Annotated in this window: 16 protein-coding genes and 3 tRNA genes; 9 read left to right on the top strand and 10 right to left on the bottom strand. The window is 31.9% G+C overall.

Annotated features, from left to right (window positions below):
- Positions 1 to 2 precede the first annotated feature (2 nt).
- Both EB819_RS02150 and EB819_RS02145 read right to left on the bottom strand, forming a co-directional pair.
- A complete protein-coding gene (locus EB819_RS02150) occupies positions 3 to 1565 on the bottom strand; it encodes a DUF4270 domain-containing protein (protein ID WP_069799442.1) in 1563 nt (520 codons plus the stop codon).
- A 25-nt stretch (positions 1566 to 1590) separates the two neighbouring features.
- On the bottom strand, positions 1591 to 2361 hold the full coding sequence (locus EB819_RS02145) for a glycogen/starch synthase (protein ID WP_069799454.1): 771 nt from the start codon (positions 2359 to 2361) through the stop codon (positions 1591 to 1593).
- A 112-nt stretch (positions 2362 to 2473) separates the two neighbouring features.
- Between EB819_RS02145 and panC the strand changes: the two genes are divergently transcribed.
- Positions 2474 to 3316 (top strand): pantoate--beta-alanine ligase, encoded by an 843-nt coding sequence (gene panC, locus EB819_RS02140; protein ID WP_069799444.1) that lies wholly within the window; start codon positions 2474 to 2476, stop codon positions 3314 to 3316.
- A 91-nt stretch (positions 3317 to 3407) separates the two neighbouring features.
- Here panC and EB819_RS02135 read toward each other — a convergent pair.
- The 3 genes from EB819_RS02135 to EB819_RS02125 all read right to left on the bottom strand — a co-directional run bounded on the left by EB819_RS02135 (position 3408) and on the right by EB819_RS02125 (position 3718).
- Positions 3408 to 3480 (bottom strand) — tRNA-Lys (locus EB819_RS02135).
- Between the two features lie 46 nt (positions 3481 to 3526).
- Positions 3527 to 3609 (bottom strand) — tRNA-Leu (locus EB819_RS02130).
- Positions 3610 to 3645: 36 nt separating this feature from the next.
- A tRNA-Lys gene (locus EB819_RS02125) sits at positions 3646 to 3718 on the bottom strand.
- 89 nt (positions 3719 to 3807) lie between these two features.
- Between EB819_RS02125 and EB819_RS02120 the strand changes: the two genes are divergently transcribed.
- Positions 3808 to 4329, top strand: a complete 522-nt coding sequence (locus EB819_RS02120; RefSeq protein ID WP_069799446.1) for a shikimate kinase — start codon at positions 3808 to 3810, stop codon at positions 4327 to 4329.
- Here EB819_RS02120 and EB819_RS02115 read toward each other — a convergent pair.
- The gene (locus EB819_RS02115; protein ID WP_069799448.1) at positions 4307 to 4738 is read right to left on the bottom strand and encodes an RNA-binding S4 domain-containing protein; all 432 of its coding nucleotides are present in this window, start codon (positions 4736 to 4738) and stop codon (positions 4307 to 4309) included. The genes EB819_RS02120 and EB819_RS02115 overlap by 23 nt on opposite strands.
- A 75-nt stretch (positions 4739 to 4813) precedes the next feature.
- Here EB819_RS02115 and EB819_RS02110 point away from each other — a divergent pair, with 75 nt between their 5' ends.
- Entirely contained in the window at positions 4814 to 5539 is a 726-nt protein-coding gene (locus EB819_RS02110; RefSeq protein ID WP_069799450.1) for a hypothetical protein, read from the top strand.
- A gap of 56 nt (positions 5540 to 5595) precedes the next feature.
- A protein-coding gene (locus EB819_RS12995; protein WP_394337960.1) for an IS3 family transposase occupies positions 5596 to 6950 on the top strand; the annotation gives its coding sequence in 2 pieces (ribosomal slippage) (positions 5596 to 6070 and positions 6070 to 6950; 1356 coding nt in all).
- 44 nt (positions 6951 to 6994) lie between these two features.
- Here the strand turns inward: EB819_RS12995 and recO are convergent.
- The 4 genes from recO to EB819_RS02080 are packed head-to-tail and all read right to left on the bottom strand — an operon-like array spanning position 6995 to position 11624.
- Positions 6995 to 7678, bottom strand: coding sequence for a DNA repair protein RecO (gene recO / locus EB819_RS02095; protein ID WP_069797082.1), 684 nt, complete (start codon positions 7676 to 7678; stop codon positions 6995 to 6997).
- The gene (gene porZ / locus EB819_RS02090; RefSeq protein WP_245993204.1) at positions 7678 to 9918 is read right to left on the bottom strand and encodes a type IX secretion system anionic LPS delivery protein PorZ; all 2241 of its coding nucleotides are present in this window, start codon (positions 9916 to 9918) and stop codon (positions 7678 to 7680) included. Before porZ ends, recO begins: the two co-directional genes overlap by 1 nt.
- Before the next feature lie 6 nt (positions 9919 to 9924).
- A complete protein-coding gene (locus EB819_RS02085) occupies positions 9925 to 10875 on the bottom strand; it encodes a bifunctional metallophosphatase/5'-nucleotidase (protein WP_069797084.1) in 951 nt (316 codons plus the stop codon).
- Complete coding sequence (locus tag EB819_RS02080) at positions 10875 to 11624, bottom strand: 5'-nucleotidase C-terminal domain-containing protein (protein ID WP_069797085.1); 750 nt, start codon at positions 11622 to 11624, stop codon at positions 10875 to 10877. The genes EB819_RS02085 and EB819_RS02080 overlap by 1 nt, the downstream gene beginning before the upstream one ends.
- A 341-nt stretch (positions 11625 to 11965) precedes the next feature.
- Here EB819_RS02080 and dapA point away from each other — a divergent pair, with 341 nt between their 5' ends.
- The 5 genes from dapA (at position 11966) to EB819_RS02055 (ending at position 15907) form a co-directional block, all read left to right on the top strand.
- A complete protein-coding gene (gene dapA / locus EB819_RS02075; protein WP_069797086.1) occupies positions 11966 to 12838 on the top strand; it encodes a 4-hydroxy-tetrahydrodipicolinate synthase in 873 nt (290 codons plus the stop codon).
- 97 nt (positions 12839 to 12935) lie between these two features.
- Complete coding sequence (locus EB819_RS02070) at positions 12936 to 13898, top strand: YjgN family protein (RefSeq protein ID WP_069797087.1); 963 nt, start codon at positions 12936 to 12938, stop codon at positions 13896 to 13898.
- Entirely contained in the window at positions 13899 to 14963 is a 1065-nt protein-coding gene (locus EB819_RS02065) for a M48 family metallopeptidase (RefSeq protein ID WP_069797088.1), read from the top strand.
- Positions 14960 to 15448, top strand: coding sequence for a GNAT family N-acetyltransferase (locus EB819_RS02060; protein ID WP_185097654.1), 489 nt, complete (start codon positions 14960 to 14962; stop codon positions 15446 to 15448). Before EB819_RS02065 ends, EB819_RS02060 begins: the two co-directional genes overlap by 4 nt.
- A 69-nt stretch (positions 15449 to 15517) precedes the next feature.
- Positions 15518 to 15907 (top strand): hypothetical protein, encoded by a 390-nt coding sequence (locus tag EB819_RS02055; protein ID WP_069797089.1) that lies wholly within the window; start codon positions 15518 to 15520, stop codon positions 15905 to 15907.
- Positions 15908 to 15921 lie beyond the last annotated feature (14 nt).

Here is a 15921-nt window from a genome sequence, read left to right as displayed (position 1 = left end):
TATTATTTTTTTGAGTAAATTACTTTTAATTGAGCATATTTGGTATTACTAGGATTTGGGTTAGCGTCTAAGCTAGGATCTGTTCCAACTAAAACAATTCTTTGAGGAGCATACGCTTTAGTCGTATAATCTGTTCCTAATAACCCTCCAGTAGTAGATGAAGTTTGGAAACTACCTACATTGATAGTAATTGGTTTATTTGCTTCTTCTTTTTCTACTATATTTTTAATAAACTGAGTAATACCAATATCATAATAGGCAGGATTTTTATTTAAATCTACTGCGTTAACCATTTTGTAAACTCCAGAAAAAGCAAAGATATCTTTATCTGGGAAAAACGAAAATGTAGTCGTATTATCTGTACCTATGGTTTTTACTAAAGTAGCAAACGTTTCTGGTTTAGCATAAGAATTATTCCATAAAACTTCGTCTGAATACAATCTTATTTTAGCAGAAAGTAAGCCTGCTTTTTCGTTTTTATATAAATTTTTAAGCTTAGCAATAATGGCATCAGGAATAACTACTTCAGCACCTGGACCGCCCATTCCTTGTAAGAAAAGTTTAGCATCTCCACTTGTATTAGGAGTACTTGGTACGTGATTAACAAATGTATTGCTTCTGTTATACTGAATTTGATTAAAATGTACATTAGATGAACCTAAATCTAGGGTGTAATTTCCTTGAGTTCTTGTAGTAGTACTATTCTCTGTTTTATCATATTTATAATAGATAATAGCAGATAATTCATTAGGATTAAAACTAAAAATATATCCATCATTTTCTACAACAGAAAGCTTTAAACCTCTAAAATATCTAATAAAACTTGCAACATCTTTTAGTTCAAAAGACCCTTTTTTATCAATAATTTTAGATTGAAAAAATTCTTTATCTAAAGGTATTCTTAATCCTGCATCTCTACTGAATAATTCAGAATTATCAGAGTCTTTAGTAATTTTAATAGATCTAATGAATCCGTCAAATGATTTGGTTCCTAATAAAGTTCCTGTATTGACTTGTTGATTAGAATAAAAATTGGTTTCTGTAGAATATAAGAAATCGGTAACTTCATGTACGTTGATGGTAAAATTTCTTTTCGCTTTTCCGTATTTTTTAATAGGATAACTTGTTACTACTTTTTTTGCAGCGATATTATCTGGGTGTATGTAATCTTCATAAGTTTTAGTCACCACAGAATCGGTTGCTGTTTGGTAAAGAGGTTTCATCTGTAAAACTACAGAATCTACTACAGCATTTGCTCCAAAATCTGGATCATAAGAAGATAATCTTACTTGGGTAACATACGATGATTTCTGCATCCCAAAATTAGGCTCATCAAAAGCACCTAAAGTAGCTTCTGAAAGTTTATCATTATCTGCTTCTAGCGCATCATTATTATAAACATTATAGGCTACTACATCGAAACTTTCTTCTGTTCCTTGAGCGGTTCCGTTTTGGAAAAATTGCATTCCTAATTCGTCTGGCTCAGATTCACAAGCTACTGTAATAGCAGCTCCCGAAAATAAAATAAAAAATAGCCTAAAGATATTCTGAATTTCTTTTATCATTTAAGTAATTATATGTGATTTGTGATTAGTAAATTTCGCTTATAGAACCGCCGTCTACATATTCGTTTTTAGGTGTTTTAGATTCTTCAAAGGCTTTGTCTAGTTTTTCTTCTAAAAATTCATCTCCTTTTACAATAGTATCTACCAAATTCATGCTTTCTATTACAAAACTTTGGATGGTAGGCTCTTCTAATGCTTTAAGGTTTTCAATATTATCAAACTTTAATTTTTCAGTAATATTGTCACCTAGAGATAAATCTTTTTCATTGTACACAGAAAGTACAAGTTGAGTATCGTTAAAATAAGAATCTGTCTTATAGTAATTTTTAAGGTAAATCGGGATAAATGACGCCATCCATCCATTAAAATGGATAATATCTGGAACCCAATTCAGTTTTTTAATGGTTTCTATCACACCTCTCGCAAAGAAAATTGCTCGTTCATCATTATCTTCAAACGGTTGATTATCTTCATCCTGATAATATTGTTTTCTCTTGAAATACTCTTCATTATCTATGAAATAAACCTGCAATCTTTCTCCTGGCAAAGAAGCTACTTTTATGATTAACGGCTGGTCTAAATCATTGATAATGATATTCATCCCAGATAATCTAATCACTTCATGCAACTGAAACTTTCTCTCGCTGATAAATCCAAATCTCGGCATAAAAACTCTTACGTCATTGCCTTCTTGGTGCATCTTCAGTGCCATCTTGTTCACCATCATCGCCATATTACTATCTTCCTGATATGGAAACATCTCTGTGGTGACGTATAAAATCTTTTGATTCGGCATAATATTTTTTTCTTCTCTATACAAAGACGGTTAATTATGCAAAAATACAAAAAAATAACCGAATTTCTTTTAATTAACAATTTTTTATAACTTTACCCTAAATACAATTTTTATGAAAGTTCTGAAAAGCAAAAAAACACTGATTGATTATGTTGAAAGACAGAGAGAAATGGGTAAAAAGATAGGATTTGCCCCAACAATGGGCGCACTTCACCGAGGTCACCTTTCTCTTTACAAAGCTGCTAAAAAAGAAAACGACGAGGTTATTTCTTCCATTTTTGTAAACCCTACCCAGTTTAACAATCCTGATGATTTTCAAAAGTACCCGAAAACCTTAGAAAAAGACTTAGAACTTTTAGAAAAAGCAGGTGTAGATGCAGTCTACGTTCCCAATGTAGAAGAAATGTATCCAGATGGACTAAACAGCAAAAAATATGATTTTGACGGACTCGAAAACGAAATGGAAGGCAAATACAGACCAGGTCATTTTGACGGAGTAGGAACCATCGTAGAAGAACTTTTCAGACAAGTACAACCCCACAATGCTTACTTTGGCGAAAAAGATTACCAGCAATTAGCCATTATCAAAAAAATGATAGAAAAAACAAAACTACCCGTAAAAATTCACGGAGTTCCCACTTTAAGAGAAGAAGATGGACTTGCCATGAGTTCTAGAAATGTAAGACTTACAGAAACCCAAAGAAAAGAAGCAACAATCATCTACGAAACACTTACAAAAGTAAAAGAATGGTTTAAAGTGATTTCTCTGGAAGAAATTAAACAAAAAGTGACTGATATTTTTAGAAATTCTAATTTCGAATTAGAGTATTTTGTCATTGCAGATGAAGAAACACTTAAAGAAGCAAATGCTATCGATGAAGATAAAAAATACAGAGCATTTATAGTAGCGTATGCAGACACGGTAAGATTAATAGACAATATGCATTTAGGATAAAAACAAATAAAAAGCCTTCAAGTTACCTTGAAGGCTTTTAAACACCAAATCACAAAATATTAATATGAAAAAAATTTACTTTCGTAAATTGTGACCTGGCTGGGATTCGAACCCAGGACCCATACATTAAAAGTGTATTGCTCTACCAGCTGAGCTACCAGGTCTTTGAAATTTAAAAAAAATTTCTAAGTTTTTATTTTTTGCTCTTCGTGCCTACGACTGGACTCGAACCAGCACATCCTTAGGAAACCACCCCCTCAAGATGGCGTGTCTACCAATTTCACCACGTAGGCAAAAAAAATCCGTAAAGGGTATACGGAATTTTGTTGTGACCTGGCTGGGATTCGAACCCAGGACCCATACATTAAAAGTGTATTGCTCTACCAGCTGAGCTACCAGGTCTCCTTAACATCTCTGTTAAAAAGTGGTGCAAAGATACGCCTTTTTTTAAATTCTCAAAATTTTTTAAGAACTTTGTGCAAAATAAAATTATGATTATTTCACTTGTAGGCTATATGGGAAGCGGTAAATCTCACATTTCCAAAATATTGGGAGAAAAAATAAATTTTAAAATTTTTGACCTCGACAAAGAAATTTCTAAGAAAAAAAACATGACTATACCTGAAATTTTTGAAAAAAAGGGTGAAATCTACTTTAGAAAGTCAGAAAAAGAAACTTTGGAAGAGCTACTTGCTACCCAGGAAAATTGTATTATTAGTCTAGGTGGTGGCACTCCTGTTTACTACAATAACATGGAAATCCTTAATAATAATTCTATCACCATTTATCTAAGAGCAAATATTGGCACACTGGTTCAAAGATTATCTAAACAAAAAGAAAAAAGACCACTTATTGCAAGAATAAGTGATGAAGATTTACCAGAATTTATCGCCAAGCATCTTTTTGAGAGAAATATTTTTTACAATAAAGCACAATACGTTGTAGATACCGACCGTAAAACGCCAGAAGAAATAGTAGAGGAAATCACTACTATTCTTCAACTACATCCTTAAAGAAAGAATCCCAATCATCTTCTGTCATGGAAGTTTCGTCATGGTCTGTTTCTAAGAAATCATCCATATCTCTTCTGTCTTTTTTGGTTGGTCTTCCTTCTCCTTTTGTACGATAATAATCCTGAGACATTTTTCTGAGTTTTAGCAATTCATATTGCTCTTTCTCGGTCATGTCTGCTACATGAAGGGTAACTAATTTGGCTCCTATTCTACTTTTGGGAATTTGTAAAACCTTAATTTTATAGTCGATTTGATTTTTTCTTATCTTGATAATATCTCCTTCTTTTACTTCTTTGGAAGATTTTACGGTATTTTCTCCTATAGAAACTCTATTTTTCTTAATTTCTTCGGCTGCGATATTTCTTGTTTTGTAAAACCTAATACTCCATAAAAATTTATCAATTCTCATAATTTATTTATACTTTTGCAGTTATTGAAAATATCGAGCAATTTAATTAAACAAATCTAAAGGATAAAAAAACTTATGAAAAAAATACTTTTGTTTCTTACTTTCACTTCTCTTATCTTATCTTCATGTAGAAAAGATGATGATAATACCACTACAACTCCAGAAGTAAGTCTAGAAACACAGAACTCATATGACGACGAGGCTATCCAAAAATTTTTAAAAGATAACTATTTTGATTCTAGAGGAAACATAGTAGCTTTTAGCAGCACTTCTACTGCGGATGATAATGAAAAGCCACTATTTAACTATAATGTTATAAAACTTAATTCTGGGGTAGTTTATATTAGTAGATATACTCCAACTAATGGAAAAACAATTGGCGCAACAGACAAAATATCTATTCTGCAAAAAACAACTACCTATGTTGCGACAAAAGATAGTAAAGGAACTGTAAGTTTTTCAACTCCAATTGCATTTAGAAATACTGTAACTAGCGGAACAGGAAATCCAGAATACGACCCATCTTATTATTATGTTAAAGATGATGTATTGAATGCTTACAATACTGCCTATAATAAGACTTACACAAGAACTTTCTATGAAATAGAGGGTTTACAAGAAGGTTTAAAATACTTCCAAAGCTGTGAAATTCCAAATAGTGAAAACTATAATTTACAAGGTGTAATTATCATACCTTCAAGAGCCGCATTTGCTAGAGATGACGCATTTCCTTATTTAGGAAGCATGAAAGACAAAAGTTTTGTTTTCAATTTTCAAATTTACAAAACGGAAACCCGATAAAAAAACCGCCTAATGGACTGCCCCAAAAAGTTAGACACTTTTTAGGGGTATTTTTTATGGGAAAAAGTAAATATTCAGTAGACTTTAAATTAAAAGCTATAAAGAGATATCACAAAGGGGACATTGGAACAGACGATTTAGGAAAACGCATTGGAGTTTGTGGTTCCTTGGTTCGTAAATGGATAAAATTTTATGAACTTTATGGAGTTTCAGGACTTGTTCGGCTTTCCAATACGCATTACACAAAAGATTTTAAATTAAAGATTTTATCAGTAATTGAGAAAGAGAATTTAAGTTTAAAAGAAGCGTCGAGAAGGTTTAATATTCCTGCGGAGTCCAGTATTCTTAGTTGGCAGCGTAATTACAAAAAAAATGGTATTTTAGGTTTAGAAAACAGACCCAGAGGAAGACCTAAAACCATGAGTAATTACAAGCGAAAAAAAAAGAAAACAGGCAAACCCTTAACAAGGGAGGAAAAACTGTTGGAGAGGATTTATTATTTAGAAGCCGAGAACGCCATTTTAAAAAAGTTAGACGCCTTAATTCAGGAAAGGAAAAATCCAAAGCCATCGAAGAGTTAAGGCAGGACTTTGATTTAGCAGTACTGCTGCATTGTACATCGATGGCAAGAAGCAGTTTTTATTACTATCAAAAACGCTTTCAAATGAAAGATAAATATGCGGAAATAAAAGAAATGATTAATCAGATTTATCATCGTCACAAAGGAAGGTTGGGCTATAGAAGAATTACTTTGCTTTTGAAAGAAAAAGGAATTTTGATTAATCACAAAACTGTTTTACGACTTATGAAAACATTAGGATTAAAGAGTATTATCCGAGTGAAGAAATATAAATCTTACAAGGGAGAGCAAGGGAAAATTGCGCCCAATGTTCTACAGAGGAATTTCAAATCGGACACTCCTAATCAGAAATGGGCAACCGATGTTACAGAGTTTAATGTATCGGGTAATAAACTTTACCTATCTCCAATCATCGATTTATTTAATGGTGAAATTGTCAGTTTTGACTTATCTGAAAGACCTGTGTTTAGCCAAATCATCAGAATGCTAAAGAAATCATTCAGAAAAGTAAAATCTACACAAAACATCATTCTACATTCTGATCAAGGTTGGCAATATCAAATGAAACATTACCAAAACTTGTTAAAAGAAAAAGGTATTATTCAAAGTATGTCCCGAAAAGGAAACTGTTTGGACAATGCGGTGATAGAAAACTTTTTTGGAACGATAAAATCAGAAATGTTTTATACCAGAAAGTTTGGTTCCATTCAGGAACTTAAGATCGAAATAGTGAAGTACATTCACTATTACAACAATGATAGAATAAGACTCAATCTCAAAGGAAAGAGTCCGGTACAGTACCGAACTCTTTCCTTTGAGAATATTGTTTAATTTTGTCTAAACTTTTGGGTGCAGTCTATAATTAGGCGTTTTTTTTATTTAAAAACTTCTAAAATTACAGCCAAAGACTTAGGCGAATAAAATTCTGGAAAGTGCATTTTATAGTATTGTAAAATAGAATCTAATAAAGATTTTCTGTATTTTTTTTCAATTATAAAATCTTCGTCTATTTCTTGGTTTAAAATTTTCTTCCAAAGAAAAGACAGTTCTTCATCTACTTCTTTTTGAGTAATTTCTTCTTGGAAAACTCCCTTTTCAATATTTAAAAATTTTTCTTCGGACACCAATGGAGAAATCCCAAAAAACTGAAGCATCCTAATCAGAAAAAAATAATGCGCATGCATCTTTTTCTCTAAAGTTTTCTGTTTGAAAAACTTAATTTCTTGATAAAGAGCAACTTGCTGACTTTCATTCTTCAAAATTTGATTGAGAAAATCCGAAAGAAAAAAAATCACCGCGTTCTGATGAACATTTACCTCATCTGGTAACTTCTCATTCAGTTCTACCTTTTTAATCATTGGAAGGTTGCCGTGATGACTTGAAAAGGTAATTTCTAGTTCATTAAGTGGCGAGAGAAAAGCTTTCTTTTTGTTTTTAGCAGAATATATTCCTCTCATGAAAAACGACTGAAAACCGCTTTCTAATGTATAACAATGCAGAATGGCATCATAATCTCCGTATTTAATATATGAGAGTAAAAAACCCGTATTTTTATCCATTAATTTACCACTGCAATTTTCGCGGTAGCTTTATCGGTTCCATCTTCATTGGTCATTAAGACAAAATAAATTCCCGAGGCTACTCTAATACCTTTTTGATTATTGAGGTTCCATTCGTAATATCCGCCTCTTGCTACTGCTTGATGCACCACGTTTCCTGCTGCATCTGTAATTCTAATATTGGTTTTTTCGGCAAGTCCTGAAATTTTTACATTTCCTCGGTATTGACTTGTAACAACTGGATTTGGATAAACTTTTATCTCCGAAAAATCGCTAGAAACATTGATTACATCTCCTTGATAGACCACAATTCCATCAAAAGTTACAAAATAAACTTTTCCGGTTTTAGGGTCAACTTTTATATCTGTAACAATATCATTTGGTAATGGAGAATTTACTTTTGTAAAATGCGAAATGGTATTTTCGCCATTAGAACTGAGGTAAAATACGCCTCCTCCTTCTACAGAAACCCATTTTTGATTCCCTGAATCTACTTCTACCTGAAGAATCACCAAATCTTTAAAAAGTTCTTCTGGAATTCCGTTTTGAGTAATAACAATAGGTTCTGCTTTATTATCAGTATTATTAATTGCATTAGAAGCATTTGATAAAATTCTAAGTCCAAGTCTAGTTCCTACCCAAATGTCATCATTTTTATCTATCGCAGCTGAAACAGTTCCAGAAGCTGCCAATCCATTTTTTGAATTAATCAAAATGGTTTTATCATCTGAAAAACTAAGCGGCGTATTTTTATAATCAGAAATAATCAAACCTCCCGGATTATAATAAGGAGATGGAATAAATAATTTGCCTTCTTTAATTATTGGTTTTTGAGTACTTCCTGCAGTAACTAAAGAATTGATTACAAACTGATCATTAGATTTATCATACACATAGACACCTTCTGTATATTTCTGATTTTGTAAAGCACCAACCGAACAAAAAAGTTGATTATTTTCGTCAAAAACACAACCTGCAGGTCTGTTATAAAAGTTATTAGCGTCTGTTTGGTTATATGCTTTTACAAAAACATTATTATCCATTTTATAAATCCCTTTTTCTCCAGCTCTAAATGAATAATTGGCAAAGAAAACTTCGGAAGGTTTAGAAGGATTAGGAACTACATCTAAAATATTCCAAACGAAAGTAGAACTTTTGAAATAATTAGGATAATTCCATTGATTACCATCAAAATGATAATACCCTAAACCTGTATAAAACGGAGTATTATAACCATCTCTTCCTCCCGTAGAAACCCACAATTGATTATCTAAAAGACTAATTTTATACGAAATGTTAGAATATGGACCATCTGGTTTATAGGAGTTTTTAGATTCGTCATAAATTCCTGAAAGTTTAGTTCCTGTATAAATTTGATTATTTACAACAAAAGCCGTATTAACTTCTTCTGCAATATCTATTGTTTTTTGCAAAGTTCCTGTAAGTGTATACGCGTATACTTTGGTTTGGTCTGCAACAATAATTTGGGAATCGGTAATTTTAATGTCTTTAATTTTGGTAAAACTTTGCGGAATTGAACTTAAACTTCCCACATTACCATAATACACCGTATTGTTATTAGATAATACCAAAGTTGTTTTAGAATCTATTTGGGTATAATTTCCTGCTACGGAATTCCAATTGCTGTACACCGAAAAAGTTACATCAATCGGATGATATTTAAGGCTATTTTCTGTAATTGCATAAATGGTATTGTCTTTTATGGTGGCTTCTAAAACTTTTTCGTAAGAAGTACCATTGAAAAAGAAACAAGTATCCCCAAATTCTTTTTTGGTGATGTTAAAAATAGAAACGCCATAACCTACAGAAATCACGGCTTTGTCTCCATTGATAGAAATATTATTAATCGTTTTACTTCCTGTATAACTTTGTGAGAGCGGAATATCTACCACATACGTTACACCATCTGCAGTTACCACATCTAAATTCCCAGATTTATAACCTATGATAGCTGTATTGGTAGCTGCGTCATAGTCAAAAGCCGAAATTTTCACTTCGTGCAAACCATTGGCTTTAGAAAGTTTGGTAATTTCTCCTGAAATGGTGTTGTAATAAAAAACTCCATTTTCAGTTGCGGCAATGATTTTCCCGTCTTTTTCTTTGAAAGCCAAAACATTATTGTAAGAGAACAAATCGCTCCACTTACTATTGGTGTTTTGCGAAAACACTGAAAAATACAAAAAGAGCAGTAAAAAGACTAATATATTTTTTTTCATCATCAATTTTTAACCTAAAATGCTATCATCTATAACTTGATTATTCCATGAAATATTTTGTAAACTCTTATTTTTGTCAAAATAAAAATCTATTCTTCCTAGAAGTAATCCAGCCCAACCTACTTGATTCACCAAAACGTTTTTGCCACTTTTATTGGTAAAAGATTGTGGTTCTGGTAAAAAAGTATGAGTGTGACCTCCTAAAATTAAATCAATATTATCCGTTTGAGCTGCTAATTTTTTATCAGAAATTTTATCCGCATCATCTCGGTAATCATAACCAATATGTGATAGACAGATTACCAAATCACAACCTTTTTCTTTTCTCAGAAAATCTGCATAATGCTGTGCGATTTCTACTGGATTCAAATATTTAGTTTCCTGATATTGTTTCTTGCCTACCAAACCGTCTAACTCTATTCCCACTCCGAAAAGTCCTACTTTAATTCCATCTTTTTTGAAGATTTTATATTTTTCGGTTTTTCCATCAAGAATGGTATTGCTGAAATCGTAATTAGAAGTGATAAAAGGGAATTTAGCATTCGGTAAAGCCTTCAAGAAGCCCTCTAAACCATTATCGAAATCATGATTTCCCATAGTTGCAGCATCATAACCCATCATAGACATTAATTTAAATTCTAGTTCGCCTCCATAAAAATTAAAATATGGTGTTCCTTGAAAAATGTCACCTGCATCTAATAACAGAACGTTTTTTTCTTGGCTTCTAAATTGCTGAATTAAGGTAGCACGTCTTGCAAAACCTCCCTGATTAGGATTTCTAGAATAACTAGAATCAAACGGTTCTATTCTACTGTGTTGGTCATTAGTATGTAAAACGGTCAATTTATAAGCCGAATTTTTGTCAAGAATACTTTTTTGACGGGCAAAAACTAAATTAGGCGCTAAAGAAAGTGCTAATGTTCCGCCTCCTACTGTTTTTAAAAATTCTTTTCTGTTCATTAGTTTTTCCCTTTAAAATTTAAACGAATGTCTTTATTAGCTTTTACTTCTGGATTTTTCTCGAAATATTCTAAAAATAAATCTCTTAATTTAATTCCTGTAGAAATCAATTCTCCTTTGCTGAAAAACTTCATATTATCACCACCCAAAGCAAGATAATCAGACGTAGCAATGTAATACACCTTTTCATCTTCTACATTTTCGCCATCGATTAAGGCTTGATTGATTTTACCGTTTTCTGTTTCGATGTAAAGATGAGAAACAGGGTTATTTTTCTGTGTTTCTAGATAATATTGAAATAAACCTCTCAAATCACTACCCTTCATTTTTACAATTACCACTTCATTTTCAAAAGGCATTACTTCAAAAACATGTTTGGTCAAAATATCTCCTGCACCAATCGTAGAACGAATTCCGCCAATGTTAATTACTGCAGCATCTACATCAATATCATTTTTTTTTCCCCATTCTTCTGCTCCTTCATAAGTGAAATCTGCCAAAAGGTTCCCTAAATTAGAATTATCTCCCGATTTATTAAGGTCTACAGAAGTGTAAGAAATTTTAGAATTCATTTTTTTCTCCAACTCTGCTTTATATGGAGCGATATAGGATACAAAATTCTGATTTTCTGCAATTTCAGAAGTAATTGAAGTATTTTTCTGCGGTTGAACTTGAGCCACTTGAAGCGGAGTTCTGCATGCAGAAGCAGTGAGCGCAACGATGGCCAACAACCAAATTTTATTTTTCATGATTTTATAAAAATTGTAATGCAAATATAATTGATTATCTGTTATTATGAATAGATTTTTTGGCGGTCGTGAACCGAAGAAATTTGAGTGAAAAATAGCCCCGATTGCCTCTTTGTTTTTTTATATTTTTAAAGGAATCGGCGAAACTCGTGCCTCTTTTTGAAGCGAAATCCTTTTAAAATTTTCAGGTTTTTTCATTTTATGAAACCCGAGTGAAAAAATTTTAAAAGATTGCAGCGAAAAGAGGGACCAAAAGTGATGAGAATTAGTAAACTTCTTGCTCCTGAAAAAAAATTTTTCACTAATTTTGAACAAATTAATTTTTATAACAGAATTTAACAATGAGTAACTTAAAAGGAGTAGGTGTAGCATTAGTAACACCTTTCAACGAAGATTTATCAGTAGATTTTGATTCGCTAACGAGATTAGTAGAATACAACATCGAAAATGGCACCAATTATTTAGTAGTTCTAGGAACCACAGCAGAAGCTGCTACTCTTTCTGCAACAGAAAAACAAGAAGTTATAAAACACGTTATAAAGATTAATAATAAACGTTTGCCATTGGTTTTAGGAATCGGTGGAAACAATACTCTAGAAGTTAAAAAACAAATTGAAGAAGCAGATTTAACTGATTTCGATGCAGTTTTATCGGTATCTCCTTACTATAACAAACCTAACCAAGAAGGACTTTATCAACATTACAAAATGCTAGCTTCTACAGGAAAACAAATCATTATTTATAACGTTCCAGGAAGAACTGGTCAAAACATAGAGGCTTCTACCACATTGCGTTTAGCGAATGAATTCCCTAATCTTTTTATGATAAAAGAAGCTGCACCAAACATCTTACAATATTTTGATATTTTAAGAAAAAAACCTGCAAATTTCTCTTTAGTTTCTGGAGATGATGAATATACACTTCCAGTAACTTTAGCTGGTGGAGATGGTGTAATTTCTGTAATTGGACAAGGTTATCCTAAGGAATTTTCTACAATGGTAAAACTTGCTTTCGAAGGAAAAGTAAAAGAAGCTTATGAAATTCATAACAAATTGGTAGAAATCACCAGACTTATTTTTGCTGAAGGAAATCCTTGCGGAATTAAAACCGTTTTAGCAGAGAAAGGAATCATCAAAAACTACTTAAGATTGCCTCTAGTTATTGCTTCTGAAGGTTTACAAGCAAAAATAAAAGCAGAAATGGCAAAAATTTAATCAGAAAAACAATTTTTTACTATATTGAGGCGCGATTTTTTCGCGTCTCAACTTTTATAAAAAAACAATCATAACTATATAAACTAAGAAAACTTTTATGGAGAAAACTGACATGAGAAACTACTCTTCTTCTTTCAGAGGAAAAGGTAGCGAATTTTTTGGCGTAGTTGTTGTCAACTGGCTATTGACCGTTATTACTTTGGGATTATATTATCCTTGGGCAAAAGAAAGAACCCTAAAATATTTGTACGCGAACACTTACTTAGAAAATGACCGATTTCAATTTTCTGGAACAGGAAAAGAAATGTTTGTAGGTTTTATTAAAGTATTTGGAATGTTTTTATTCCTGTATTTAGCATTTTTATTTGCTGCACAATCACAAAACGCTGCGCTTTCTGTGATAATTCTTCTTTTATTCTATGCATTTATTTTAGGCATTATTCCTTTTGCTATTCACGGATTTTACAGATATAGAATGTCTAGAACTTCATGGAGAGGAATAAGATTCGGTTACAGAGGAGACAGAAGCACTTTGGTAAAAATGTATTTCAGAGATTTATTTTTGACCATTCTTACCTTCGGAATTTACAGTTCTTGGATGACGATTCACCTTAGAAATTATACCTTGAGCAATGTAAAATTTGGGAGCGCATCATTTAAACATCATGCAAATGGTGATGATTATTTTTTCCTTAATCTTAAAGGAATAATTTTAACCTATATTACACTAGGAATTTACAGTTTTTGGTTCCAAAGAGACATCATTAACTTTTATTTTGACCATTTAAGTCTTCATCACAATGATAAAAAGGTTAAATTCAAATCTCACCTTAGTGCAGGAGATATTTTTGAATTATTAATTATCAATTTAATTATTATTGTTTTCACGTTAGGATTAGGTTATGCTTTTGCAGAAGTGAGAACTTTAACTACTATGTTTTCTAAACTTCAGATTTATGGCGATATCGATTTAGATGCGATTCAACAGACTGAAGCAGAATACAAAAACGCTTTCGGAGACGAAGCATTAGATGTAATGGATTTAAGCGGAGTAATCTAAATGAGTTTTACTAAAGCATATGGTAAATATTTTGACGGCCATACTTCTAAACCCTATGACGTAGAGTTAGAAATATGGCCCGAAAAAAAAATTTCCTTTTTTTATAATAATCGAAAGCTCAATTGGAATTTCGAGGAAGTTTCTTTTGAAAAAAATAGCGATACACTCTACATTACTAGAAAAGAGAATCATGCAGAGAGTTTAAGAATAGACAATCCTTACGTTATCAATCTTATTTACCAATCTGCTAAAAAATCTCGAAACATTTCTTGGTACCAAAACATTCTAGATTTAGGATTTAAATTCTATGCAGTTGCCACCGTTACAGTAGTTGCTGCGATTGCTTTATTTTATGTTTTTGTGATTCCTTGGATGAGTGAGCGTGTTACCGAAATCACGCCAGTAGAATTTGACAATAAAATAGGAGATTCTCAATACAACCAGATGGAAAGTATTCTTGAAATTGATCAAAAAAAATCAAGAATCCTTCAAGAATTTGCTTCAAATATCGATTTTGAAACTTCCAGAAAACAGACTTTCAAAGTAGTGAATGACAGCGAAGTCAACGCTTATGCTTTGCCAAACGGAACCATCTTGGTACATTCAGGAATTTTAGATAAAATCTCTAATTATGAGCAGTTAGCTGCACTTCTTGGTCACGAAGCTACTCACGTAAAAGAAAGACACAGCGTCAAAATTCTTTCCAGAGCTATTTCTGGCTACATTATTGTTTCTGCTGTAACTGGTGATGTAAACGGAATTATGTCTACTATTGCAGATAATGCCAATCAATTGAATAATCTATCTTATTCTAGAGATTTTGAAGAATCTTCTGATGCAGGAAGTTATCAGATTCTTAGAAAAAATAAAATCAATCCAAAAGGTTTAGAAGAACTGTTCTCGATTTTAAAAGAAAAAGAAGGTCTAGAAATTCCTAAAATCCTTTCTACTCATCCTATTACGAATGACAGAATAAATTTTGCCAAAAAATTAGTTCATCAAAACGAATACACTTCTATTCCGCATCAAGAATTAGAACAACTTTTTACTGAACTCAAAAAATGATAAAAAAAGCCACTATAAAAGACATTTCTTTAATTCAAGATTTAGCGCAAAAATCTTGGAGAAGTCACTATCCGGGAATTATTTCTCATGAACAAATAGATTTTATGCTGGATTTAATGTATTCGGAAGAAGAAATCATCCGTCAATTTAATAATCCCAATTATCATTATTATCTTTTGGGTGATGCAGAAAATTTCTATGGAATTATGGGCTTCGAAAATCATTATGAAGAAAACACTACTAAACTCCATAGAATCTACATTACCGAAGAAGGAAAAGGAAAAGGTCTAGGAAAAGAAGCCATTCAATTTCTAAAAAATCAAATTCTAAAAATAGGTGACCAAAGAATTATTCTTAATGTAAACAAGGAAAATCCATCTTATCATTTTTATCTTTCTCAAGGCTTCAAAGTCTATGAAGAAGGTGTCTTTGACATTGGAAATGGCTTCGTGATGAATGATTACTTGATGGAATGGAATGCATAAATGATCATATCTTTAACATGTCATAGACATTCTCTATTAATTTTTTCACTAACTTTGTGAAATATTCAGATGAAAAGACATTTTTCAATATTTCTCTTAACAATTTACCTCTTTAGTTTTACAGAGGTAAAAGAAGTATTGAAAATTCCTGCATTAATCGAACATTATCAGGAACATAAATCTGAAAATAAAAACATCAGTATTATTGGGTTTATCGTGCTTCATTATTTAAGCGGTAGCCAAAAAGACAGTGACTATGAAAAAGATATGAAACTGCCTTTTAAAGCCCATGAAATTTCTTCCGTTAGCTTTGCTATCCAAGATTTACCTAAATCTTTTGAGTTAAATTTAGCTCAAACTAAAAAGTTTTTTGAAGAAAAAAACCAGAACTTTCATTACGCTGAAAGTTTTATCAATCCACATTTACTTTCATTTTTTCAACCGCCAGAGCTGATTTAATTTATTGGTATAGA

This window comes from Cloacibacterium normanense, assembly GCF_003860565.1.
In the GTDB taxonomy this organism is placed as follows: Bacteria; Bacteroidota; Bacteroidia; order Flavobacteriales; family Weeksellaceae; genus Cloacibacterium; species Cloacibacterium normanense.
The sequence above is the reverse complement of the archived record's forward strand: the minus strand, read 5'-3'. Positions and strand labels throughout refer to the sequence as shown.